Origin of the sequence: Heliorestis convoluta (assembly GCF_009649955.1) — a bacterium.
Classification (GTDB): domain Bacteria; phylum Bacillota; class Desulfitobacteriia; order Heliobacteriales; family Heliobacteriaceae; genus Heliorestis; species Heliorestis convoluta.
Genome location: NZ_CP045875.1, coordinates 265,820 through 290,474 on the forward strand (window position 1 = coordinate 265,820; position 24,655 = coordinate 290,474).

General features: G+C 40.1%; 22 protein-coding genes and 1 pseudogene. 16 read left to right on the plus strand and 7 right to left on the minus strand.

Annotated features, from left to right (window positions below):
- Nucleotides 1-10 precede the first annotated feature (10 nt).
- Nucleotides 11-370: pseudogene (locus tag FTV88_RS01150) on the minus strand (SOS response-associated peptidase); the annotation flags it as partial.
- Nucleotides 371-426: 56 nt separating this feature from the next.
- Nucleotides 427-966 (minus strand): methylated-DNA--[protein]-cysteine S-methyltransferase, encoded by a 540-nt coding sequence (locus tag FTV88_RS01155; RefSeq protein ID WP_153724009.1) that lies wholly within the window; start codon nucleotides 964-966, stop codon nucleotides 427-429.
- A 139-nt stretch (nucleotides 967-1,105) separates the two neighbouring features.
- On the opposite strand from FTV88_RS01155, the gene FTV88_RS01160 reads away from it, so the two are divergent.
- Nucleotides 1,106-1,774 carry an oxidoreductase gene (locus tag FTV88_RS01160; RefSeq protein WP_153724010.1) on the plus strand — a complete coding sequence of 223 codons (669 nt, stop codon included), beginning with the start codon at nucleotides 1,106-1,108 and terminating at the stop codon, nucleotides 1,772-1,774.
- A gap of 21 nt (nucleotides 1,775-1,795) precedes the next feature.
- On the opposite strand, the gene FTV88_RS01165 is transcribed toward FTV88_RS01160, so the two are convergent.
- Nucleotides 1,796-2,638, minus strand: a complete 843-nt coding sequence (locus FTV88_RS01165) for a pirin family protein (RefSeq protein WP_153724011.1) — start codon at nucleotides 2,636-2,638, stop codon at nucleotides 1,796-1,798.
- Nucleotides 2,639-2,703: 65 nt separating this feature from the next.
- Nucleotides 2,704-3,036 (minus strand): nucleotidyltransferase domain-containing protein, encoded by a 333-nt coding sequence (locus FTV88_RS01170; protein ID WP_153724012.1) that lies wholly within the window; start codon nucleotides 3,034-3,036, stop codon nucleotides 2,704-2,706.
- Nucleotides 3,037-3,233: 197 nt separating this feature from the next.
- Between FTV88_RS01170 and FTV88_RS01175 the strand changes: the two genes are divergently transcribed.
- Nucleotides 3,234-3,818 carry a cupin domain-containing protein gene (locus tag FTV88_RS01175; RefSeq protein ID WP_153724013.1) on the plus strand — a complete coding sequence of 195 codons (585 nt, stop codon included), beginning with the start codon at nucleotides 3,234-3,236 and terminating at the stop codon, nucleotides 3,816-3,818.
- Between the two features lie 5 nt (nucleotides 3,819-3,823).
- Here the strand turns inward: FTV88_RS01175 and FTV88_RS01180 are convergent, their stop codons facing one another.
- Both FTV88_RS01180 and FTV88_RS01185 read right to left on the minus strand, forming a co-directional pair.
- Nucleotides 3,824-4,159, minus strand: coding sequence for an arsenate reductase family protein (locus FTV88_RS01180; protein ID WP_153724014.1), 336 nt, complete (start codon nucleotides 4,157-4,159; stop codon nucleotides 3,824-3,826).
- 179 nt (nucleotides 4,160-4,338) lie between these two features.
- Nucleotides 4,339-6,042 carry a methyl-accepting chemotaxis protein gene (locus FTV88_RS01185; RefSeq protein WP_162007843.1) on the minus strand — a complete coding sequence of 568 codons (1,704 nt, stop codon included), beginning with the start codon at nucleotides 6,040-6,042 and terminating at the stop codon, nucleotides 4,339-4,341.
- A gap of 470 nt (nucleotides 6,043-6,512) precedes the next feature.
- On the opposite strand from FTV88_RS01185, the gene FTV88_RS01190 reads away from it, so the two are divergent.
- From FTV88_RS01190 to FTV88_RS01240, 11 genes are all read left to right on the plus strand, one after another.
- Entirely contained in the window at nucleotides 6,513-8,459 is a 1,947-nt protein-coding gene (locus tag FTV88_RS01190; RefSeq protein WP_162007844.1) for a methyl-accepting chemotaxis protein, read from the plus strand.
- 24 nt (nucleotides 8,460-8,483) lie between these two features.
- On the plus strand, nucleotides 8,484-10,073 hold the full coding sequence (locus tag FTV88_RS01195) for a chemotaxis protein CheW (protein WP_153724017.1): 1,590 nt from the start codon (nucleotides 8,484-8,486) through the stop codon (nucleotides 10,071-10,073).
- On the plus strand, nucleotides 10,066-11,253 hold the full coding sequence (locus FTV88_RS01200; protein WP_153724018.1) for a protein-glutamate methylesterase/protein-glutamine glutaminase: 1,188 nt from the start codon (nucleotides 10,066-10,068) through the stop codon (nucleotides 11,251-11,253). Before FTV88_RS01195 ends, FTV88_RS01200 begins: the two co-directional genes overlap by 8 nt.
- Before the next feature lie 48 nt (nucleotides 11,254-11,301).
- Entirely contained in the window at nucleotides 11,302-13,893 is a 2,592-nt protein-coding gene (locus FTV88_RS01205) for a chemotaxis protein CheA (protein ID WP_153724019.1), read from the plus strand.
- An 18-nt stretch (nucleotides 13,894-13,911) separates the two neighbouring features.
- Complete coding sequence (locus FTV88_RS01210) at nucleotides 13,912-14,169, plus strand: hypothetical protein (protein ID WP_153724020.1); 258 nt, start codon at nucleotides 13,912-13,914, stop codon at nucleotides 14,167-14,169.
- A gap of 17 nt (nucleotides 14,170-14,186) precedes the next feature.
- Complete coding sequence (locus FTV88_RS01215; protein WP_153724021.1) at nucleotides 14,187-14,555, plus strand: response regulator; 369 nt, start codon at nucleotides 14,187-14,189, stop codon at nucleotides 14,553-14,555.
- Between the two features lie 24 nt (nucleotides 14,556-14,579).
- Nucleotides 14,580-15,233 carry a hypothetical protein gene (locus tag FTV88_RS01220; protein ID WP_153724022.1) on the plus strand — a complete coding sequence of 218 codons (654 nt, stop codon included), beginning with the start codon at nucleotides 14,580-14,582 and terminating at the stop codon, nucleotides 15,231-15,233.
- The gene (locus FTV88_RS01225) at nucleotides 15,217-16,443 is read left to right on the plus strand and encodes a methyl-accepting chemotaxis protein (protein WP_162007845.1); all 1,227 of its coding nucleotides are present in this window, start codon (nucleotides 15,217-15,219) and stop codon (nucleotides 16,441-16,443) included. The genes FTV88_RS01220 and FTV88_RS01225 overlap by 17 nt, the downstream gene beginning before the upstream one ends.
- Nucleotides 16,436-17,290, plus strand: coding sequence for a CheR family methyltransferase (locus tag FTV88_RS01230; RefSeq protein WP_243137235.1), 855 nt, complete (start codon nucleotides 16,436-16,438; stop codon nucleotides 17,288-17,290). Before FTV88_RS01225 ends, FTV88_RS01230 begins: the two co-directional genes overlap by 8 nt.
- A gap of 105 nt (nucleotides 17,291-17,395) precedes the next feature.
- On the plus strand, nucleotides 17,396-17,917 hold the full coding sequence (locus tag FTV88_RS01235) for a hypothetical protein (protein ID WP_153724024.1): 522 nt from the start codon (nucleotides 17,396-17,398) through the stop codon (nucleotides 17,915-17,917).
- A 582-nt stretch (nucleotides 17,918-18,499) separates the two neighbouring features.
- A complete protein-coding gene (locus FTV88_RS01240) occupies nucleotides 18,500-18,976 on the plus strand; it encodes a glutathione peroxidase (protein WP_153724025.1) in 477 nt (158 codons plus the stop codon).
- A 644-nt stretch (nucleotides 18,977-19,620) separates the two neighbouring features.
- Here the strand turns inward: FTV88_RS01240 and FTV88_RS01245 are convergent.
- Complete coding sequence (locus FTV88_RS01245) at nucleotides 19,621-20,424, minus strand: flagellin N-terminal helical domain-containing protein (protein WP_153724026.1); 804 nt, start codon at nucleotides 20,422-20,424, stop codon at nucleotides 19,621-19,623.
- 798 nt (nucleotides 20,425-21,222) lie between these two features.
- Between FTV88_RS01245 and FTV88_RS01255 the strand changes: the two genes are divergently transcribed.
- From FTV88_RS01255 to FTV88_RS01265, 3 genes are all read left to right on the plus strand, one after another.
- Nucleotides 21,223-22,296: an FIST signal transduction protein gene (locus FTV88_RS01255; protein ID WP_243137237.1), complete on the plus strand. Its 1,074-nt coding sequence runs from the start codon at nucleotides 21,223-21,225 to the stop codon at nucleotides 22,294-22,296.
- Nucleotides 22,297-22,660: 364 nt separating this feature from the next.
- The gene (locus tag FTV88_RS01260; protein ID WP_243137239.1) at nucleotides 22,661-23,365 is read left to right on the plus strand and encodes a DNA-3-methyladenine glycosylase; all 705 of its coding nucleotides are present in this window, start codon (nucleotides 22,661-22,663) and stop codon (nucleotides 23,363-23,365) included.
- A gap of 106 nt (nucleotides 23,366-23,471) precedes the next feature.
- Complete coding sequence (locus FTV88_RS01265) at nucleotides 23,472-24,419, plus strand: AEC family transporter (RefSeq protein ID WP_153724029.1); 948 nt, start codon at nucleotides 23,472-23,474, stop codon at nucleotides 24,417-24,419.
- Nucleotides 24,420-24,655: the final 236 nt, after the last annotated feature.

Below are 24,655 nucleotides of genomic sequence, written 5' to 3' on the forward strand. Positions count from 1 at the left end.
ATCAAACAAATCATCCCCAAAGCCCCTGTTGAACATTAAAAATATCGGGACTGTCATAACGTGGCGAATTCACCAGCGTAGAAACTTCCTGAACCGCCATCTTTTCTTCAGAAAGCGGCTGAAGCAATATAGAAGCCAAGTTCCAGGGTCCTTCTAACCAGGGTGCACATGTTTCAGGTGTTAAAATTACTGGCATACGATCATGAACTTTCGCCACAAGATCGTTGGGCTCCGTTGTTACAATCGTACAAGAAGGAATAACAATGTTGTTGGAAGACCAGATCGTCCATAAACCAGCAAAAGCAAAAAGTCTCTGATCCTTCAATGTGAAGCGATAAGGGATTTTTTCTTTGCCCATTTTTATCCATTCGTAAAAACCATAGAGACATAGACGACTTCAAAGCATTGGGAACATAGATATTTTTGCTACAGTTTTATACCCTCAAGCTGCAAAAGCCTATGCTTCAACGTTACCCTGTTCTCAACGCCAGCGAAACCGCCAATACCTTTTTGCGCAAGAATACGATGACAAGGAATCATTAAGGGGAAGGGGTTTCTTCGCAAAGCACCACCAATGGCTCGTACTGCTTTCGCGTTGCCAACTTGTGCAGCCAACTCACTGTATGTCTTGGTTTTTCCCGCTTCGATTTTAGCGACCTCTATAAGTACAGTTTTATAAAAAAGGGGAAAGCCAGTCCAGTCGAAATCTATAGGAAAATCATTTCGAATCCCTTTTTGGAGATACTCTTTCAACCAATGAGTAATTTTTTCTTCAACTTCAGCTTCTGCTGCAACTGCGACTTCTATAGGAATTTTGCGAAGCTTTTGCAAAGAAATCTTCGCTTCCGCTTCTGTTTCCTGGGGCAGGGTAAGAGCCCATAAGCCCCCTTTAGACCAAGAGCAAGCAATAAAGCCCCACTTATCTATACTGAAACATTGTTTATGAAAAATAGTAAATTGACCCACTCTCCTTTTTTAGACAGCTTTTTAGATGTTTTTCACGCGCTAGCTGACGCATACTATCTCATGATCAAAGGATACTTACTTCCGTTCTATAAAAAACCATAAAGATTCTTATGAATCTGTTAAAAAGGATGAAAAGCAAATGTCAAAAACAGCATTGATTGCAGGTGCTACGGGATTGGTAGGTCAGGAATTACTTCAGATTCTGCTTCAAGGAACCCAGTATGAAAAGATTTATGCAATCGGTAGAAGACCCTTAGAAATAGAACACCCAAAGCTAAGGTCGATTGTCTGTGACTTTGAAAAGCTAGACCAGGTTAAAGAATATTTTGCCGTACAGGACCTTTTTATTTGCTTAGGAACGACGATTAAGAAGGCAAAAACAAAAGAAGCGATGTATAGAGTAGATGTAGACTATCCTCTAACCATCGCTCGATTGGCCTTAGAACAAGGTGCAAGGCACTTTTTGATTATAAGCTCCACGAACGCCAACGCCAATTCTTTCTTTTGGTATCCTAGAATGAAAGGAATCTTAGAAGAAGAGTTACAAAAGATTCCTTATCCAAGTATGTCCATCCTTCAACCTGCTCTATTATTAGGAGACCGTAAAGAATTTAGGTTGGGCGAGCACGTTGCGAGTATTCTATGTAGTCGGGTGTTGTCAAAGCAAAGCCCATTACGAAGAAAGCTTGCCGTAGAAGCCCATACAGTCGCATTAGCGATGTGTAACATTGCACAACTGAATAAAAAAGGGATTGCGACTTATTCGAATGATCAGATTATAAAAATAGCAAAGATAGAAAGTCCCTAAGGATTTTCTATCTTTGATCAATTACTGAATGAACCGATTTTCCTCAAGCTCTTTAAAAGCTTTATCTAATTCTTCACGAGTATTCATCACAATCGGACCGCCCCAAGCAATGGGTTCACCAAGAGGTTTTGCTGATAGAAGCAAAAACCGTAGTCCCTGCTCTGATGCTTTTACTCTGAAGGAAGTGCCCTCCTGAAACAGCAGGGCATGCTTTTCTGCATAGGAGGCATCGTCGGTAGGACCAAAAGAACCTTCACCCTGCAGAATATACACAAATAAGGTAGCCTCAGGGTCCGTCTCCAATGACCACTCTGTAAGAGGGTCTACCTCTACATCTAGGAAGAGCGTTTTCACATAATCTCCTGCCACGGCACCGGCTTGTCCTTGGTAGGAACCAGCAATTACACGCACTGTTCCATTGCCAACATCAATCGCTGGAATCTCTTCTGCGGATATACCTCTATAGGTTGGTGCAGCCATCTTATCTTTTGCAGGCAAATTGAGCCACAATTGTACACCTAGCATTCTAGGACAAGGCTTTGGCATTTCTTGGTGAATGATCCCCGAACCTGCCGTCATCCATTGACATTGACCATCTAAGATTGTACCTCGATTGCCCAGGCTATCACTGTGCTCTATTTCTCCATGGACGAGATAGGTAACCGTTTCTATCCCACGATGAGGATGCCAAGGAAAGCCTTTCGTATAATCATCGGGATTGACAGAATCAAAAGCATCTAGCATCAGAAAGGGATCAAAATCTTGCGTATCCTGCTTCCCAAAAACTCTAACCAACTTTACCCCTGCACCATCTACTGCATTTTGTCCAGTAACAACTTTTTTAACGGTACGAATAGGACTCATTTTTCTTCCTCCTAGATATGTTATTTTAGTTTGCGAAGAAAAAATCACTGCGTCTAAACCACTCATTATATTTCACTGTATCGATCAAGAATACTCACTCCCGTTCTATGAATAAGTCCAGCAAATGTAGTCAGATCCTCTTTATAAGTCAGCCATTCATCAGGCGTAAAAAGAACAAAATCAATGTCAATATCACTTTCTATAGCTAGATACATCTCCATAGTTGTTTCTCTTTTGTTTTTGGTTGAAATAATTATACATAGGTCGATGTCGCTACCTCGTCGTACTCTTTTTTTAGCGCAAGAACCAAAGAGTATTATGTCAATAGGGTTAAACTTTTCTATTAGCTGGCTTCTAATTTTATTAATATCTTTTTCATAAGGCAACAATGATATCACAATCCTTTAAGAAGGTTCCTTTTGTTTATTTTACTATATTTTCCACTGTGATAAAAGCAACCCTCACTTAAAAGATTGAACTGAAATGTTCTCTTCCTAAAGACAAGCTAATTTAATCAAACTTTCCCATTAACCTGAGGCACATTCCAATCTTAAAGCATATGATATGGCAAAATCCTACGAGAGGGTTGAGCAATATGTATCATAGATACAAACCATATCCCTGTCCCTACCATTGTAATAGGCCAACGTATCATCGGGGTAATAGGTATCACCCGGATATGTATAATTATCCAAACAATATATACGACGGCTATAATCGCTACCCAGATCCTTATCAGGTTGAAAGACCAATGTGTTATCCAGATCCGAGGAGACCCTTGAGCAAAGTAAGAGATTATGGACCAGAACCCTTTGTAGTCAATATTGAGGAAGCTACGAAGCAAAATAAGACTTATCGTACAGCCCTCTGGACAGGATGTTATTTGCAACTTACCCTAATGAGCATCGATGTTGGGGATGACATAGGTCTAGAGCTCCATGAAGACCACGACCAATTCATAAGAATTGAAGAAGGTCAAGGAATCGTTAAAATGGGAGATAGAAAAGACCAGTTGAATTTTCAAAGAAAAGTTTATGATGACTATGCCATATTTATCCCTGCAGGCAAATGGCACAATCTGATCAATACAGGCAATAGACCACTTAAATTATACTCAATTTATGCGCCGCCTGAGCATCCCCGTGGTACGGTTCATGTAACGAAAGAAGATGCTAAATAGTGTGCTCACTCCCACTGGCCCCATTGCTCAGGACAATAGCCGAGGGTAGCTTTTTTGCCATTTCTTACAATGGGAGTCTTAAAAAGTAGAGGATTGCTTAATAGCTCTTCTTCAACATTATGAACTAAGTACTTCAAGTTGCGTCGACCATATTCTTTGCCCTCTTTGTCTATTAGATGATCTATAGCACCGACTGCTTTTGCTACGCTTTCTAACTCACCTTTGCTTAAGCCTTTTACGTTCAAGTCAATAAATTGAAATTTTATCCTGCGCTCCTTAAAGTAGCGTTCTGCTTTTCTGGTATTCTGGCACTTTTTTGTTCCCCAGATTTGAATATTCATTAGAAAACGCCCTTTCTTCTTTTTTCACTAGTTTACCATGAACTGCCCGTTTACAAGAAAAACATTCTTCTATAGAAATACCTGAATCCCTGCTACAAAAACACAAGGGGACGGTTCGCTTGGCAGGCTAAAAATTGCTGCCAAGCGAACCGTCCCCTCGCCATTAAAAACTGTAGCACCTAATCGACTTTAAAAGTTGAAACCATTTTTTCTAGCTCATTGACACTTTCTTTCGTAGTTTGGACAGATTGCTGAACTTGATTGAATTTTTCTGCGATAACCGCAATACTTTGGGCAATATTTTGGGAGCCATTCGCTGCTTGGTCTGCAGAATTTGATATCTCGATGATAGACTGTCGAATTTCATCGATGGAAAGGCTCAGCGCTTGCGACGTAGCTGCAAAATCAGCAACTAGTTCTTCAACTGTTTCAGCATCATGATGATACTGATCTGCAGTATGAACCATAGAGTTGTAGTCCGAAACAATCCTGTTCGACATGAAATCAAGGATAGTTTCTGAGGATTGGGATAAAAGTTCAACAGAACTTAGTACTTCTTTCGTCGTTATTTGTATCTCTGTAACGATATTCGTTGAGTTTTCGGCCAGTTTTTGAACTTCTCCGGCCACTACTGCAAATCCACGACCAGCTTCCCCAGCTCTAGCGGCTTCAATGGCAGCATTGAAGGCTAAAAGATTTGTTTGAGAAGCAATTTGCAATATAGCGTTGGAAAGAACATTGATTTTTTCAACACTTTGTGCCTGTTGGATAGCAATGCGTAGTTTCTTTTCAATCTCATCTTTTGTATCGTTTGCATAAGCTTGAGAAGCCAGTGAATCTTGTCGTAATTTTTCAGCACGCTTTCGGATTTCCCCAACTGAACTCGAACCCTTTTGTGCTTTTGTGGAAATGGAATTCACGGCTTCAGAAACAGCGTCGGTGGTATTGGTAATGGTAACGGAAGATGCCGCAGTTTGCTCCATCCCAGCAGCCAATTGTTCCGTTGTCGCTGAGATATTATCTATCTGCGCAGATAAATCAAGAATGTGATGGTTACTGTCTTGAACAATTGCATTAACAGATTGGGATTCTTGCTTAATACGGCTTATTATAAGACCAAAGGTTTTTTGCATACGATTTACAGCGTGGGCCAAAGAACCTATTTCATCGTTGTGATTCACTTTAATTTGCTGCGTCAAATCACCATTGCTATCAGCAATATCTTCCACTCTTGAGAGAACGTGCTTGACTGGAGCAATAATTGATTTGGAGATGTACAACCAAGTGAAGATAGAAACCAAAATCCCAATCGCTAAGGATAGAGATAATATGTAGGTTACTTTTTTCGTAGCCTTTTCAATAGCCTCTACATTCTTCTCCACTTCAACGTCTATATCAGCTTTGAAAAGATCTACTTTATCGTTAATTTCTAGAGCAACTGTGTCAAACTCTTCCATAAACAAGTTGCCCTTCTCGGGTCCACCATCAATATAGGCCTGGGCCATGATTTTTCCAGTTTCATAATAAGGCTCAAAGGCATGGAGAATAGAATTTAACTCTAGCTCTTTAGAAGGGGCTAATTCTTTCAGTTCTGTAATCAGTTGTCTAACGTACTCGGCATGTTCTTCTGCTTCCAGAAATCCATCATCAAAGCCCTCAGCCGCTCTTGTAGCACTAATATCTGTAAGCCACTGTTGCACTTGAACGACATTCAATTTTAACTCATCTGATTTATGAAGTGTAACAAAAGATATTTGGTGTAAATTTTGAACCATATTATAATTTTGATTCAAGTTCATAATTTGGTTTCCCATAATTGCAGAAAAAAGCAATACCAATACAATGATTGGCAAAAAAAGTTTTACACGGATGCTTGTTAACATTATGGTCAATTCTCCCATCAAAATGATATTTAATCTTACTCCCCAATGCTAAAACATAGGCGAGCCATTTATTTTTAGAAGCCATAATATCTGCCCGACCAAGAGATAGATCTAACCTGCGCAAGTGACGGTGAATTTTGCATCCATAATTAATTAAAACGATAGCATATTCCAGAAAGTTTAACAAGGACCTATTCCGCCTGCCTATCTAGGTGGTACATTTCATGTAACGAAAGAAGATGCTGAAAGGGACTTCATGAACCTGCCTTTTGAAAATATAGGACGAATGGCTCAAGTTTTCTAAAGGATTTTTATAAATTCTGTACAATACTAGTTTGTGCAGAATACTTTTTTATCCAAAAATGACTACATTTACAATAAAGACGTAGGCAGAGAGAATCTGAGAGAAACCCATGAAAAAGAAAAATCCAATAAATTGTTGGAATTAGATGCATAGGAGGTCTTTGCATATGGCTGAATCAAAAACCTTACTATCACCACCGAACTTCGATTCTGAAGATAAAATTGGCTATGGCGGAGTTATGAAAGTGAAAAGTGAAAAAAATGATCTATCGGCACGAAAATTACAAGAGCAACGTCGAAGAGCACGTACTTTTGCCAAACAACAACAGATTTCAGAGCGCTTGACTACTGCATCAGCAGAGCTTTCATCGGGTGTAGAAGAATCGTTGTCTGCCGTGAATGAATTGCGGCAGTCTATGGAAGAGATTGCCGCAGGTGCCCAAGAAGCCAGCGCAGCTAGCGAAGAAAGTACAGCGGCGGTGACACAAATTGTTGGTAGCATCGATAAAAGCTCTGCTGCTGCAAAAGAATCGATGGAACACAGTAACGTCATTCAACAAAAGGTGGCTCTTACAGCCATTGATATTAAGCGACTTATAGAAGGTGTGGCAAAATCTGCCAAAAGAAGTGAGGAATCGGCTCATCTCGTAGCAGAACTGGAAAATCAAGCGAAAGAAATAGGAAACATTATAGAGACAGTCGTCAATATTGCCGACCAGACGAATCTACTAGCTTTGAATGCTGCTATAGAAGCAGCTCGAGCAGGTGAGTATGGCAGTGGCTTTTCTGTTGTAGCCGATGAAGTACGTACCTTAGCGGAAACATCAGAAAAAGCAGCCAATGATATTCGGCAAGTGATCGAACAGATTCAAAGAGATGTAAAAGAAATTGCTAGCTCCATCAACGGCGCTGTACAGATTGCCAATTCAGAAGTGCATAATGGTATGGAAATTACAAAGAAACTCGATCATATGACGACAATGTTTGCTGAGTTTGTCGACGGTACAAACAAAGTCAGCGTATCAATCAACCAGTTATTAAATAACACACTGGAAATAGAGCAAGGTACGAAAGAGATCGCCAACACATCAGAACAACAAGCGGCAGCAGCAACAGAGTCACAAAATGCCTTAGAGGAACTGGTTAAAGCAATGTCTGATATTAGCCAATCGGCTCTAGAACTGAATGATATGGCCGACGATCTCAAGTCTTCCACTGATATTAATAAGTCTGCAGAATTGCTTGCATCGGCGGCAGAAGAACTGTCAGCAGCGATTAGCCAATCAAGTACTTCTGCCAAACAAATCTTACTAGCCATTAATATGATTCATCGAGGGGCAGAACAACAGTCCACTGCTACGGAACAATCAGCAACATCAGCCCAGATGGCGGAAAGAGAGATCCAACATATTTCTGAAGTAGCGAGTACTTCGGAAATAAAATCGAAGACAACACTTCAATTATTAATCGAAGTGAAAGAGCAGACAGAGGCATTGATCACCAATATCAGCGAAGGTCTAGAAACACTACATAAAAACTTAAAAATGATTTTTACCTTAAATGGTCTTGTTCGCAAGATTGAAAAAATTGTCAACACCATTGACAAAGTCAGTATTCAAACAAACATGCTTGCTGTAAATGGTGCCATTGAAGCAGCCGGAGCAGGAGAATATGGTCGTGGCTTTGCTGTCGTAGCTGGTGATATTCGCAATTTGGCTTTAGATAGTGCGAATAATGCAGAAAACATCAAAGATCTTGTGAGAGATATACAAGATCAATTGACCAGTGTAACTCGCGATGTAGAACTAGCCCTAGAAGCGAATCGTGCAGAAGTTGAAAAAGCAAGGCGTATCACGGAAGAAATAATAGTGATTGAAAAGGACGCCCAAGTCGTCTACAGCGGCATTGTCTCCATTAATAAAGTAACTACAGAAATTGCAACAGCCGTAGAACAAGCAAAAAAAGCCATTGAACAGATCTCTACCACAGCAAGGCAAGCAACAGTGTCTAGCAAGCAAGCAGCGGGTGCTGGAACAGAGCAAGAACATGGTATCGCTGAATTGGCTCAAGCCATTGAAGAAATTGCTGCAATGGCTGATGAACTACAACAGTAAGTGAGCCGAAGAGGAGGATGAATCGTGAAGACGACTCAATCGGTCACAACAGCGGTCATGGCGGATCAATATGTAACCTTTTCTTTAGGAAATGAAGTGTATGGTCTTCCAATTCACCATGTTCGTGAAATCATTCGACCGCCTAAAATCACGGTTGTACCACTTGCTCCCAAATATATTGAAGGTGTGACCAACTTACGTGGTTCTATCGTTCAAATTATGAATGGTCGTATCCTTTTTAATTTGCAAAGCACCGCAAAAAGCAAGCAGACACGGATCATAGTACTGATGAAAGAACAACGTCAACTAGGTTATGTGGTGGATAGAATTAATGGTGTAGAAAACATTGAAAGCGGAAGCATCGACAATTACGAAGATAACGAATCAAAGCAGCGATGGATCGAAGGTGTTGCAAAAAATAAAAAAAACGCTTCAATTATAATGCTACTCAACACGGACGAGCTTTTCAGCCATACGCATTCATTGACATCGACGATGCAAAAAAAACAGGATAGCTCTTATGACAACCATAGAGAACATGGCAATAAGGTAGTCTTGCAACGGGATCAGGAAAGAGAACGTAACAATCAAGTAACAGTCAACAAAGAAGTGGATATTCGGCAATTTGTTCGTTTCGGTGTAGGCCATGAAGAATATGGCCTTTCTATTTCCGACGTAAGAGATATTGTTCGTCTACCAGAAAAAATTGATCGATTGCCAGGTGCCCCCTCCTATTTCTTGGGGCTTGGCTTACTTAGAAATCAAATACTTCCTATTTTTCAGATGAGTAAGCTACTAGGAATTAAGGCGTCGAATTCAGACAATCGCTCCAGAGTCATTATCGTACATGTTCATCATGGAGAAAAAAGCTATGCAGCAGGATTGCTTGTAGACAGTGTTAGTGAAATATTGCGCCTCTATGCTAGTGATGTGATGCCCTTACCAGAGGTGCTACGAACCAAAAAAACAGAGTCGATAGAAGGAGTTTGTCAATTTACAGAAAAGAAGCAAATCATGTATGTCGTCAATCTTCTTACGCTAATTCCCTGGTCAGAAGTAGAACAATTTATGGTAGACCAGCAGGTAAGAGCGGACAAAGAGACTGGTGATGGCATCATTACGCCGAATCTTCACATAAAGAAAGATAATAAAAAGGTTTCAACACATCAACAAGATCTCCATCTCATTTTTCGAATTGCTGATGAAGAATTTGGATTGCCTGTTTCGCAAGTAAAAGAAATATTGCGTGTCCCTGAGATTTTGAGCATACCGCACGCACCAGAGTATATACGTGGTATTGCCAATTTGCGTGGTCAGCTCATTACGGTACTTGATTTGCGAGTTCGATTGGGATTAGAACCGATCCAGATAGTGGGGCAACAACGTATTATCATTGCTGAACAAAAGAACCAATATATTGGTTTGATCGTAGATAGCATTCGAGAAGTACAGAAAATACGAATCAAAGATATTGAAGAATGTGAAGTTACAGCACCAGACCATGACTATGCAAACTACTTATCAGGCATAGCAAAGCTAAGCGATCATCGCATGGTAATGCTCCTACATCTCAAGGTGGTTTGCCTAGGAAAGAATGATTCTCTTGATGAATAAAAGCATTCGACTTTTGGTTGTAGATGATTCGGCACTGATGAGGAAGCATCTTGTTGCTTATCTGCAAAAAGATCGTCGCATTGATGTAATTGCAACAGCCAGAGATGGTGTTGATGCTGTAGACAAAGCAATAGAGTTGCGACCCGATGTGATCACTTTAGATATCAACATGCCCAAAATGGACGGCTTGACAGCTTTACAACATATAATGTATAAAGCGCCTTGTCCTATTATTATTTTATCTTCTCTAACCCAAAAAGGCGCCTTGATCACCTTTGAAGCTCTAGAGCTCGGTGCTTTTGATTTTATTAACAAGCCAAAAGGAACCATATCATATGATATTGAAGGCATGGGAAAAGAACTTCTCAACAAAATTTATGCTGCTGCAGACAGCAAAGGAATGGGCAAAAGCTCAATGTACCGTACAAGAGCAAAAGCAACTGCGCCTTCTTCGACCAAGTCACTTTCAACCAATAGAGAAATCGGTACAAAAAGCAAATCTGCTATAGCAAAAAACTATTTAACTGTAGATGGAAGTCGGAGCAAAGGCAGGGAAAGAGAAAAGGAAGTTCTGCCAGCGATAGCTTTACCAGAACGAGTCGTACTTATTGGCGTATCTACAGGTGGACCAAAAACGTTGATGGATATTCTGCCCAAACTACCTGCCCATTTTCCCTATCCAATTTTACTGATACAACATATGCCGGCACATTTTACGAGCTCTTTTGCTGCACGACTCCATAAAATCTTACCGATGAATGTAATAGAAGCAAGACATCGCCAACCGCTAGAAGCAGGCACCATTTATTTGGCACCGGGTGGCGTTCATATGCATGTGGATCGACCGATTGGACGCAATCAATTGCGCCTTCTAATCAGCGAGAAGCCAGCAGATAGGCTTTTTAAACCGTCTGTAGATGTTACCCTTTTTTCATTATTAAAGCATTTCCCTGCAGAGCGAATTATTTCAGTTTTGTTAACAGGTATTGGTGATGATGGAGCGAAAGCGATGGCCGCAGTAACCGAACAAGGTGGATGTACCATTGCTGAATCAGAAGAGACAGCCATTGTTTTTGGTATGCCGAAAGTAGCAGCTGAGCTTGGCGGAGCATCTAAAGTATTACCGAGTTATGAGATTGCAGATGAGATAATGAGAGAAGCGGCAAGGTCTCTGATCTGATAATCGACCGTTTAAAAGTCAGTCTAGTTTTTAACGAGGTGGGTTGATATGGACTTTCAACAAACTTTTTTAGAAGAAGCAGAAGAACTTCTGATAGGAATTAATGAAGATATTCTTGCTTTAGAGGCAAAGTCCAATGATGTAGAGCTCGTCAATAAAATATTCCGAGCTGCCCACACCATTAAGGGTTCAGCCAATCTTTTTGCGCTACAAGGTATTAGCGAATTAACACATCTATTGGAAAGCATTCTCGATAGACTACGAAATCATTCCCTTACTATTGATCCCGTCCTTACCGATCTATTGTTAGCAGGATTTGATCAAGTAGAAAAACTAATAGGAAGTTTAAACAATGGCCTTGTTGATCCGCAACCAGATCAAGAGCTTATGCAACAGTTGTATCGCTATATGAATGGCGATCAAAGTGATTGCAATGATGGCTTTGAACAGACTGCTATCGAGGAGAAAGTTGATCAAAAGCGACTTGCTTATCTCAAAACAGAAAAAATTTTGGAATTGGTCAAAGCATCGCTACAAAAAGAAAAATTGTGGCAAGTTCTGATAGAACCAGCAGAAGATTTGTTTTTTACGGGCCATGATTTAGTTCATACAATAAATCAATTGACAGAAGTAGGACCCATTGTTTCAGCAGAGTTAAGTGGAGAAAGATTGCCTGAATGGAACGAATTTGACCCTTTGAATTGTTATTTGGATGTACACATAATCCTAGCCTCTCCCTCGGGTACAAATCGCCACGATATAGTAGAGATTCTTGATTTTTTGGTCAGTGATAAAACAAAAGTTCTTTTGGCTGAAATTACATTGGCTGATCTCGTTCTTGATGAATTGATCCCTCAGAAAAATAAAGTTCAGCTCCTGACAGAGAAAGATGGGGACAACCGTAGAAAAATAAAAACTCAACAAGAAAAGAAAAACAATCTAGAATCTTTTACCGTCGATGAGATCTATGAAAAGTTTCTTGCTGATGAAGCGACTCTAATCAGTCAAGAGAGTCACTGTAGCGATCTTTTAGAACATAGAATTCAGCAAATGATTCATAAACTAGAAGAGATGTTGTCTATAGCACAGAGTGATGAGCCTTGTTCACCTTTGCAAATGACTTGCTCTAACTTGCGCAATGCAACAGTAGGAGCTCTTTGCTTGGGCTCCTATGTTCATACTCTGAATCAGAATCATGGACAAGATAAAGTTGTTGCTGAAAAAGTACTGAAAGCGCTTCCACCATGGTGGCAAGCGATCTGGCATGAATGGAGTAGCAAACTTTTTTCAATTGTGACAAGCCATGCTGAAGAATCCGTAGCAGACTTTACTCTCGATATTATAGAGCTTCTAGCAGAGTCTGCTTCGTTGGATAGCGAGGAAATCAGTGAAATAAAAAGCGCAAAAGAAGTAGTAGAATGTGCAGAGGTTTCCAAGACTGCCGAAGCCATACTCTCTTCTTCCATCAATGCAAATGTTACATTTCGAGTAGAGCAGAAAAAAATTGATCGATTGATGGAATTAATCGGAGAGTTGATTATCGGCAAAAATACGTTGCCTTATATGGTGAAAAAACTAAATCATCAATACCAAATGCCTCAAGCCGCTCGAGAGCTGAAAGAGAAACACGATGTAATAGATCGAATTTCCAAAGAATTACAAAACGCCATTATGGATATTCGAATGTTACCTTTATCTTTTGCTTTCGGAAAGTTTAACCGTTTTGTTCGAGATCTAGCTCGGCAATCAAACAAAATTATTAAGCTTGAGATCAGAGGCGAAGAGACAGCGATTGACAAAAACTTGGTAGAAGCACTTTCAGAACCTTTGCTGCATCTGGTGCGCAATGCCATTGATCATGGTTTAGAGACGATTGAAGAGAGACTGATAGCGAATAAAAGTTCAAATAGTATTTTGCGCTTAGAAGCATGGCGTGAAGGGGAACGTGTTTTTGTTCAAGTTCAAGATGATGGCCGTGGTATCGATGCGAATGCGGTAAAAGCCAAGGCTGTAGCACAAGGGCTTATTACATCAGAAGATGCCAAAAGCATGCCCTACGAAAGAGCCATTCAGTTTATTTTTCATCCAGGACTATCAACAGCCAAAAGCGTAACCGACCTCTCAGGGAGAGGTGTAGGAATGGATGTAGTGTATAGCAACATACAGTCTATTGGTGGGCAAGTTCGCGTGATGAGTGAAGAAGGAAAAGGCACATCTGTTTTGTTGGAACTGCCTTTGACAATGACCATGACACAGGTATTACAAGTAATGGTAGATAAGAAGCTTTATGGGATATCACTTGATCAGATTCAAGAAACGGTACGTTTACAAGATAGTGATATTCAACGCATGCAAAATCAAGAAATATTTGTGTTACGAGACCGATTGATTCCCATTATAGATCTAGCTGAATATTTTCATAGCAACCCAATTGATGCAAAAGCCAAGAAGTCTTTTCGCTACCTTGTCATTCTCAAAACGGGGATAGCTTTACAAGTAGATGGCTTAATAGGTCGCCAAGAGGTTGTTATAAAGCCGATTGATCACAATCTGAATCATTGTAAAGCTATTTCTGGTGCAGCTATTCTTGGAGATGGCACTGTTATGCTAATTATAAATGGAAATAGCATTCGAATCTGATAGCAAAGGAGAATGCCTATGGCCTATCGCTTACGAAAGAAAGAACTTCAAATCTTTGGAGACTTGTTTATCGAAGAACTTGAACTTTTGCATCACAAAATTAAAGAGAGAGGCATTGAGCAGATAGAAGTAATAGACTTGGCACAATTAAAAAGGGTAGATTTTGCATCATTACAATGGTTGATTCTGCTTACAAAACAGCAAATGAATGCAAAATGGCATTGGCCAACTACAGGCGAATTGGCAAAAATACGCCAATTACTTAATAGTCAATGAAAAGGGGTTCTAAAGAAATGGGAAAAACTATATTTATTGTAGATGATTCCGTAACAATGCTACTTAATATTAAGATGATTCTAGAACAAGCGGGGTATACAGTATACCAAGCAAGAGATGGCCTAGAAGCCTTAGAAAGTTTGAAAAAGATTGGAAAAGTCGATGGAATCATTTCAGATGTCAATATGCCTACTATGGATGGTTATACTTTTATTTTAGAACTACGAGCACAACGCCAATACCGATTTACACCGATTATTATGTTAACCACAGAATCACAAGCTGCGAAAAAAGAGAAAGGACGCCAAGCAGGTGCAACAGGTTGGATTACCAAACCCTTTCAACCAGAACAATTGCTGCAGGTGTTACAGCGAGTTATCAAATAAAGTGACATCAAGAGGTGATAGCAAGTGGATATTCCCGTTGGATTGCATATCTTTTTCATCATTTGCGCACTATCTGGTGCTTTTGCAGTGGGCTTACTTTTTGCTCAGCGATATACCTCTCCCGTAAGTCATAGTGAGAGTAGTCAGACTGTAAAAGAACTCACGAACTCTACAATGACAGATGAGTTGTTCGAAAAGTCTCCAATACGTAAAGAGCCTTTGCCATCTAATTCAGATTATTTATCAAAGCGTGCGACAAGGCTCCAACAAGACATAGATGCTATGATTGAGTTAAGCCGAGCGATGAAAGCAAATATTTCTGATGTCAACCGAGAGACGGAGCAAGCAGCTCTTACATTAGCTGATGTAATGGAACAAATTGGAGATATGGGCAAAAAGAATCCTGAAATACAAAGCGAAATGAATAAAATTGTACAAAAAGGCGTGTCTGCATTACAATTCCAGGACATTACACGACAAAAACTCGAAAACATGCAAGGGCTACTCAATGATTTTACTGAATTGCTACAGCATGATAAAAGTTTGCCTAGAAAAACGTCGCAAATTGCGGAAGTTGCACAGGAAAAGTACACAACGCATGGAGAGTTAATGAATCACCAGAAATATGTTAGCAAAAATAAGGGCCAGGAGTTGGGCAATAATGTGGAGCTTTTTTAAAAAGAAAAAAGCTGGTAATATAATATTTGGCCAACTCAGGACAGTGTTGCTCAGTTTATGGGCTTATATAGGCCTCTGGATTGGTGTGATTGCACCTTTCTTTGCATGGTTATGGCCTGGTACAAATCTTTTTAACGACATGCTACCTCCAGATATATTGTGGTTTTACTACAGCTTAGTAGGGCTAGTTGCCTTTCTTTTGCATGCCCTATTGACAACTCTGACAACAGAGAAAAGTAAGTCGACGGAAAGCATGTACAGCAAGTACAGAGATGAAGCTTTAGCAGAAATGGAAATCATTTATTTTCGTGATATTATTGAAGCAAACTTTATTCAAGAGTGGAAAGAAGGAGTTACAAAACAGCTAAACGATTTATCGGAAACCGAAAAAGTGCTAGAAGCAGTCAAAGAAAGATCAAGTTACCTAAAAGCGGCCACTGGTGATAGTCAAGCTGTGCTAAACCATGTCTATATGATAAGTGATACTTTACGGGAAGCACTTAAGATTTCAGACAATGTAGCCATTCAAGTAAAGTCATCGTTAACTACGATGTCAAATGTGTCAAATCTTATTAACGAAAATAACAAATTTACAGAGGCGATACAAAGCTTTTACATACGTAGTACCCAGGAGATGGAAACCTTGCAAAATCAAATTAAGGAAATTGACAAAGTGGTTACTGGTATTAATGGCATTAATCGCCAAAGCAATATTCTGGCAATTAATGCTTCTATAGAAGCAGCGCGTATGGGTGAGGCAGGACGCACTTTTGCGATTGTTGCTTCAGAAGTACAGGCTTTGGCAAAAAATACTTCTGATTTTACAGCACAAATTCAAGCGGCTGCAAAATCTATTAAAGAAATCAGCCACCAAGTGGTGAAACATATGAATGAAGCAGCTTCTCTTGTTACAAGGCAGCATGAAACACTGCCTGTAGCTGAACAGCTCATGGTTACGGTGAGTGAGATGGCTAGTGACAGTGATCAGGCCATTAAAAAGCAACAGATACAATTGCATGTACTACATGAAAAAACAGGCATTGCTTTAGAGAAACTAGATGAGCTTAGTGATTTGACGACAACGAATGCTAAATTTCTTAACACAATCGAAAGTGATATTTTGAATTTGGCTGAATCGGTACTTTTTATTGTTCATAATTTACATGAACAAGTAGAATTGTTACAAAACTTTCTAGTTAGCAGTGAGTAATTTCATAGCTAAAAAATTACAAAGGGGAATTTACCTGAAAGAGCAGCAGTTTTTTCGTTTAAGAGAACAGGTATATCAAAAATCGGGAATATATATTCCCAATAACAAGCGATATTTTTTAGAACGTCGTTTTATTGACTGTATGAAAGCAACTATGATTCAAGACTCTGTAGCATATTATAACTTGTTACGTTATGATAAAAGTGGTCGACATCTGCAAACTTTTATAGAAGCATTAACAGTCAATGAAACATATTTTTTTCGTGAATTTGAGCAATTGCGATGTTTTGCAGAAGAAGTTCTCCCTATTGTTGGCGCAAAAAAAAAGCAAGGATTGAAGATCTGGTCAGCAGGTTGTTCAACGGGCGAAGAAGCTTATACACTTGCTATTATTCTACTGGAAATGCTTGATGGGGAGATTCGAAGTAAAAGTACTATTTTGGCGACTGATATTAATCAACAAGTCCTTGAAATTGCAGAGAAAGGTATTTACGATGAACGAGCGATAAGGAAAGTACCATTGCCTTATCGCTCAAAATACTTTACTTCTCTTTCTCAAGGTTATCAAGTTATTCCCAGATTGAAGAGGATGATCGATTTTCGTCAAACCAATATTCTAGATTCTACAATCATGCCATTTGCTGAAACCATTGATGTGATTTTTTGTCGCAATGTATTAATTTACTTTGACGACAATTCCCGTCATAAGGCCGTTTTAAACTTTTTTAAAGCCTTGCGCTCTGGAGGATTTATCTTTCTAGGTCATGCTGAATCGATGAGTAGGATTACTGATATTTTTCAGTTACAAAAGTTCAAAGACATTATAATTTATCAAAAACCTATGTGATCGTAGATTTTCTCGATGCTCTGATGAAAAAATGGTTATGATAGAAATCGTAAAAAGTATGTACAATATCTAACCAGTATTGTTCGCGAGGAAAGGAAGGCTTCTTTGAAAGAAACAAAACTACGCAACGTGATCTTTCCCATCTGGTTTCTATGGTTTTTCCCACCCATTTTGCTAATCGCTCTTCTAGGGAACTTCATAATCGATAGTATTGTAATTGTAGCAAGCTTTATAGCTTTAAAAGTAAGTGCTATCACGGGTTTTACCATCAAAGAACTATACAAAAAAACCATCGTGAAAGTCTGGGGCTTTGGCTTTCTTGCTGATATTATTGGGACTATTCCGCTATTAATTGGATTTGCTTTCGGCTTACGCCCTTTCCAAGTGCCATCAGAAGTTGAAGTTGCTGTTATGATGAACCCTTTATCGAACTTTTGGGCTTTTCTGATTGTATTTTCTTGCATGGTTTTGGCATCGATATTTATATATCTTTTCAACTACCATATTACATACAAAGCGATTGTGGAAGATAAGATAGTAAGAGCGAAGCTGGCACTTATCTTGGCCGTTGTTACAACACCCTGGACCTTTTTGATTCCTAGTGAATGGTTCTACAGTGGATTTTAGTCCGAAAATAGCTACCTTGTAGTGGGGTCAGGCGTTATGACTTCCTTCCGAACGGACTCATCCCACGCCATGAGCGGCAGCAAGCTGCCGATGGCTAAGGTCTGAAGTCCTCTCTCCAGGAAGTCATAACGCCTGACCCAGATACATCTTGCTGGTTGTGACTGGTTTTGAGCCTATTGCAAATGCAATAGACAGTTGCGTATACATAGCAAAAAGTTACGCAAAGCTATTCCAACGGGAGTAACAATCAGCAAAAACTTTCTGGGCCTGGGCATCACGCTTTCCGCAGCGGGACTTGGGACCTCAGCGCATCAGTAGCTTGCTGGCGGTAACAGCGTGGGACCAGTCCAGAGCGGAGGAAAGCGTGATGACCTGGCCCCTCTATGAAGTAACCCCAACATAATCAGGAAAAGTTATTTTCATCAAATGGTTGTGCCCAACCGGGCATGGAGGGTAATAAAAGACCCTTACCTGAACAGGCAAGGGTCTAACAACAATGCTTACGATTAGAGTACATAAATGGATAAATGTGGTATAATTCGAATATAAGTACTTCTAAGGATAGAAAGGTGGTATATACAAATGTCTATCTACGATTTCACAGTCAAAACAATCACGAATGAAGATCGATCTTTAGCAGATTACAAAGGAAAAGTTATGCTTATCGTCAACACGGCCAGCAACTGTGGCTTTACTCCTCAGTATAAAGGGTTGCAGCGACTTTATGAAGTATATCAAGATCGAGGCTTCGTCGTGCTCGGCTTTCCCTGCAATCAATTTATGAATCAGGAGCCGGCTGCGAATGAGGAGATTATGAGTTTTTGTGAACTGAACTTTGGCGTTACCTTCCCTTTGTTTGCCAAAATCGATGTAAATGGACCAAATGCCCATCCTTTGTATCAGTACTTGACCAAGAACAAGCCCGGGCTCCTCGGTTCCACAGCCATTAAGTGGAACTTCACCAAATTTCTAATTGACCGAGAAGGTAAAATTGTAGAACGATATGCACCAACGGACAAGCCAGAGCAAATTGAACAAAAAATTCAAGATCTTCTATAAGATAGGAACCACAAATGCAAGGGAGACAGAGGGAGACGGTTTATAAAAAATAGTACAAGAAAACCGTCCCTCTGTTCAACCCTTGTTCTGTGTTACGTCAGTTTACTTGTTGCCTATGAAGAAAGAAGGCAACATTAGAAAAGGAAAAATTAAAAGAAAAGCCTCATTGTCAACAATGAAATTGTCAAAACCTTGCGTATAGACGAAAAAAGATACCATTGAAAAAATAACAAAAAGGTATAGTACAATTCTTTTCACCCTGTGCCCCCCTCTCTTATAACGGCTCTGTGCAAGATTGTCGAAGACACCCAAATGTTTACATTTAATTACAGAAACATTATCTAACAAAGAAATCGCTTTTGTCAATAAATTTAGAATAGTCTGACAAGATTATATATTTTGAAATTTTAATCATTTGCTTCATTTACTACAAAATTATTAAAGGTAACCCTGTTTGTTTTTTAGATTTACCTTTTATGATTCGTGATGAGATTAATTAAAAAATATATAAGGATACAAAGAGGACGGTTTCTCTTGTACTGCTTCACAACAGCACAGGAGAAGCCGTCCCCTCTGTTCTTAGCGAATAAAATTCGTAAGCGTCTTCCGTTCTTTTTCAGGCCTTTTTACAGTGTTAAAAATTATTATACTAGCATCGATAGTCCGGTTCCCATCGTTTTCTGCTTCATGGATAGGGTCATCATGGCAGAATAAAGCTTAATGCCACTTTCTTGGAAAAGCATAGCTTCTTTGGCCATATCAGCATCACGGATTCTAGATTCTGATGCTCGCTGTTGTGTAGCAGTAGCCTCGATATTTTGCTGACTATGCTCGAGACGGTTTTCTAAAGCGCCTACGTTAGAGCGATTCGATGAAAGAGCACCCAGGGCTTGATCGAGACTAGAAAGAGAGGAACTCGCATTGGCCTGCGTTGTTACATCAATGTCAGCATCAAGACCTGTCACAGAAGTATCGGAAATGGTAATATCTATAGTTTGACCGCTGTTGGCTCCAACTTGAATTTGTTTACTTTGTAAAGTGCCATCGTTCGTTGCCATACTGTTAAACTGTGTTTGACTCGCATTTGCGTTCAGTTGATCCTTAAGCTGATTCATCTCACTTTGAATGGTGGAACGATCAGAATCTGTGAGAATGCCGTTTGATGCCTGGAGAGATAAGTCGCGCATTCGTTGTAGTATAGATTGACTGCTATTCATGGTGCCTTCGGAAGTGCGCAACATTGAAATGCCGTCTTGTGTATTTCTGTTAGCTTGATTGAGACCGCGAACTTGGCCAGAGATTTTTTCAGCAATCGCAAGGCCCGCTGCATTGTCGGCTGCACCTTTGATCTGCACTGCCGAGCTTAGACGCTCTTGTGCCTTTGTCGAGGACTGCATAGTGTTATAGTAAGCGCTCGGTACACTACTTTTGATCCCGCCAATTGCCATTGTTATCACCGCCTAATCAAGATGTTTCTACCTATAGTTTACGCTATTTGGCAAAAAAGAACAATAGACTTACGTCCTAATCAACAGACCTGCCCCACCACCACGAAGATATTCGCAATCGTGAGAGGGATTGGATCGCCTTGGCGAGCATTAATTTTTACAAAAAAAACATGTACATGCAATTTTTTGCTCAAGTCAACATACCCTTTAATTGTCTGATAATTCAGGCAATACGATAAAGGAGGGAATCTTATGTCGGTCAGAGAAGCGGGAGTGATTTGCCAGTTATGCCACAATCAAAGGGTGGTCGATTCCATTTGTGCGATGGTACCGGAGTGCTGGGGATCTGCGAAAAAAGATCTTGCTTGCTGGCATATATGTGCCGACTGCTATCCGCACTTTGAAGAAAAGGTTCTCTCTTTTTATCGCGCAATGGACTAATATTGAAAACCCCTTTACGCTAAGAAAAAAGAAAAGAAAAGAAAAGAAATTCCCTTACCCTTTCTGAATAGGGTAAGGGAATTTCTTTTCTAACCCCTCATGGCGTGGGTAGGACCCATTGAATACTCTCGTGTTATTCGGTGATTTTTTTGCAAAAACCCCACAAACACGCATGATTCGACAAAATCTGCATAACAGAACCATTATAATATGAGTAAAAAAAGGAATTGAGAAAGAGGTTCACTTTAAATTAATCAGATGCATATATATTTTTGTGATCTTTTAATGAATAACATCCATTCAAATGAAGATCATCAGCAAAGGAAGTAAGATAGAGAAGAGAAGGGACTGCACCGTATGTATTTTAATACAATAGGGGAAATCAGCAAGCATCTAGAGGTAAGTAAGCGTAAAGACAATGAAGTCCTCATGGTATTAGTAAGTGACAAGTCAGCAGGGCAAGTATCAGAACTAAGGGATATGCTCAACCGCAAAGAAATCACTTTTTTTGGAGCGATTTACCCAGCCTTACTCGTTGGCGATAAAACGCACCGAGAAGGCTTTATTGTTCAGCATTTTGAGCCTCTATATTGTGGTTTGGTTCTGCCCTTTATGATGAGATTCCCATTAGAAAAAGAAGATCTTGCTGGTACTACTTCTATTGTACTGGTCGACGGTTTAACGAGCCGCTTCAAGGATTTGACCGATACGTTAGAAGCAAAGGTAGGCAGCAAAACAAAGTATATAGGTGGTGGGGCAGGCTTCTATTCCCTAGAACAAAAACCTTGTATCTTTGATAACAAAGGAATATACCAAGATGGGCTCTACTTGTGCATCCTTAAGCAAGACGTTGTTCTAGCCGTAGAACACGGTTGGAAGCAGATGGAAGGGCCTTTTACCATCACAAAGTCAAAGGACAATGTGCTCATGCAGTTAGATGGAATTCCAGCTTTTGAAGTATATCGTGATATTATCATAGAGCATGAAAACATTCGTATTAGTAGAGAAGATTTCTTTAGCTTTGCGAAAGACTATCCCTTTGGGATTGAAAAGAAAGGTGAGCAATCCTATATCGTTCGCGATCCTATTTCTGTAGATAATAATGAAGATATACTTTGTGTTGCCAACTTGCCGCAAGGCTATAACTTATACGTGTTACATGGTAACAAAGACACACTCCTAGGATCGTCTCAGCTAATTGCTACCTATTGTTCTTATAAAGCGCCAGAAAAATATAGGCCCCTCCTTTTTGACTGCATATCCAGAGCGATGTTTCTAGAAGATGACTTTGAAAAAGAGCTTCGTAATATTCAAGAAAAATTGAAGTACCAAGTCGAAGGTGCTCTTTCTATCGGTGAGATAGCATCAGCGAAAAGCGGTGAAATCGTGATCCATAACAAATCTACCATTATCGGTTTAGTAGCGGAATAAAGCCAAATTACGTGTAAAAAACAAATAAGGTTAGGCTTGATATAATTTCGTCATCTAAATAAATGCTTGCAAAAACAAAAACAGCCCTCTCGGTATAAATAATCCAAGGGCTGTTTTTGTTATGCATGGAGATATGATGGTAGAAAAAGTCTTTGAAAGCTTTTCCTAGAGAATAAAAACAGAATCTTTTTTTTGTAAAAAATGATAGAATAGACCCACATCCCGCTTATGCGGCACCATCAGAGAATCATAATAAGAACTATGAGGGTAGGTAACAGGCTTTTCATGGTGAGAAGAAGAGCTATTGCTTCCCCGTGGGATGGCCACAATCAAGCTTTATAGAAATACCAAAAGATCTGTAGAGGTGACTCTTCTGAACGTAAAAGCATTGAATAAATCATTCTACGAACAAACAACGCTAGATCTAGCCCAGTCCTTGCTGGGAAAAATACTGGTGAAAGAAACATCAGAAGGTATCGCTTCCGGTATTATTGTAGAAACCGAAGGCTATCTTGGCTTTTCCGATGAAGCCTGCCATAGTTACGGCCATCGAAGAACGAAAAGAACAGAAGTAATGTATGGACCACCCGGTCACGCCTATACCTACGTGATGCACTGTCATTGCTTGATGAATATTGTAAGCGGCCCTATTGATGTTCCTGAAGCGGTGTTGATTCGGGCCCTAGAGCCACAACAAGGTATAGAACTGATGCAAAAGCGCCGTGGCGAACAGAAAAAGTTGACTGATTTGACGAGTGGACCAGGAAAATTAAGCCAAGCCATGGGAATTGATAAAAGCGATTACGGAAAACCACTTTTTCTAGAGAGAGACGGAGGTATTCAAAAAGATAACGAATACAGTCACGCGCAGGGTCATAAATCTAGCAAAGACAAAGAAGCTGCTGAAGAGAAGAGCTGGATCTATATTCTAGAAGGCATCACGCCCACTTCCATTGCAGCAGGGCCGAGAATCGGCATTGAAAATTACGGAAAAGCCAAAGAGTACCCCTGGCGCTTTTGGATTCCTGATAATCCTTTTGTATCGAGGCGATCTAAGAAAGCAAAGTAAGCAAGAAGATAGCAGAGATAGCATCAGCATCTTATAGAATGAATCAAGATAGTAGAATCATTATGAATGCTGATTTTTACAAATCAAGACAAAAGGTGTACTCCAAATGACAAATCCTATAGAAATTATTCTGCAGCAAATCATGGTTTTTGCCTTACTCATGACCATCGGATTTATAGCTGCCAAAGCGAAAGTGCTAACCAAGGAAGGGCTAGGACACCTGGCGAAGCTTGTTGTTAACATCATTCTTCCTGCTTTAATCTTCACAATCATTACTGGAAGCGGTATGACGCCACAAGATTTGTTGGTAGGCTACCAATTTGCCCTGGCCGTTCTTTTTTCTTTTGCCCTTCTATTGCTGGTAGGCTATCTATTAAGTAAATTGCTAAAACTTGAAGGCAAGACAGCCAACCTTTTTATCGCCCTTTCGGCTTTCGGTAACATGGGCTTTATCGGAATCCCCCTCATTCACGGGCTTTACACCGAACCGATTGCCCAAGTTAGCATTGCTATCTATACAGTCATTGATATGGCACTTTTGTGGACTGTTGGCGTTTACTTGTGCAGTCGCCATCAAGGAGAGGCCAATTTTTTTCGCTCCGCCCGCAACATGTTGAACCCGCTAACAGTGACCTTGGTTATCGCTTTTATCATCATGATCTTACAAATCCCTTTGCCAGAATTACTGGCAAGAACAGTAGGCGAAATCGGTAACACCAGTAAAACCTTAACTTTAATCTACATTGGAGGACTATTAGCCTATACATCGATGGGCAACTTGTTCAAAAAGCCAAGCCTTTTCGTCTTAGCAGGTGTGAAAATGGTCCTAATGCCCCTGTTGATCTTTATGCTAACAGGCTTTTTTCTACCTGAGATTCCACGATTCATACTAACGCTCATCGTAGGACTGCCAACGATGACAACGCTAGTAATGATAGCCTCCACCTATGAATCGGACAAAGACTATGCTGCAGAAGCCATTTTTCTGACAACCCTACTAAGTCTCATCACCATTCCTGCTGTTGCTGTGCTTACGACATGGATAGGGTTATAGAATTAAAGCTTTTCCTGATTACGTTGGGGTTACTTCATAGAGGGGCCAGGTCATCACGCTTTCCTCCGCTCTGGACTGGTCCCACGCTGTTACCGCCAGCAAGCTACTGATACGCTGAGGTCCCAAGTCCCGCTACGGAAAGCGTGATGCCCTGGCCCAGAGGGTTTTTGCTGATTGTTACTTTCCGTTGACATTGCTTTGCGCAACTTTCTGCGATGTATACGCAACTGCTTATT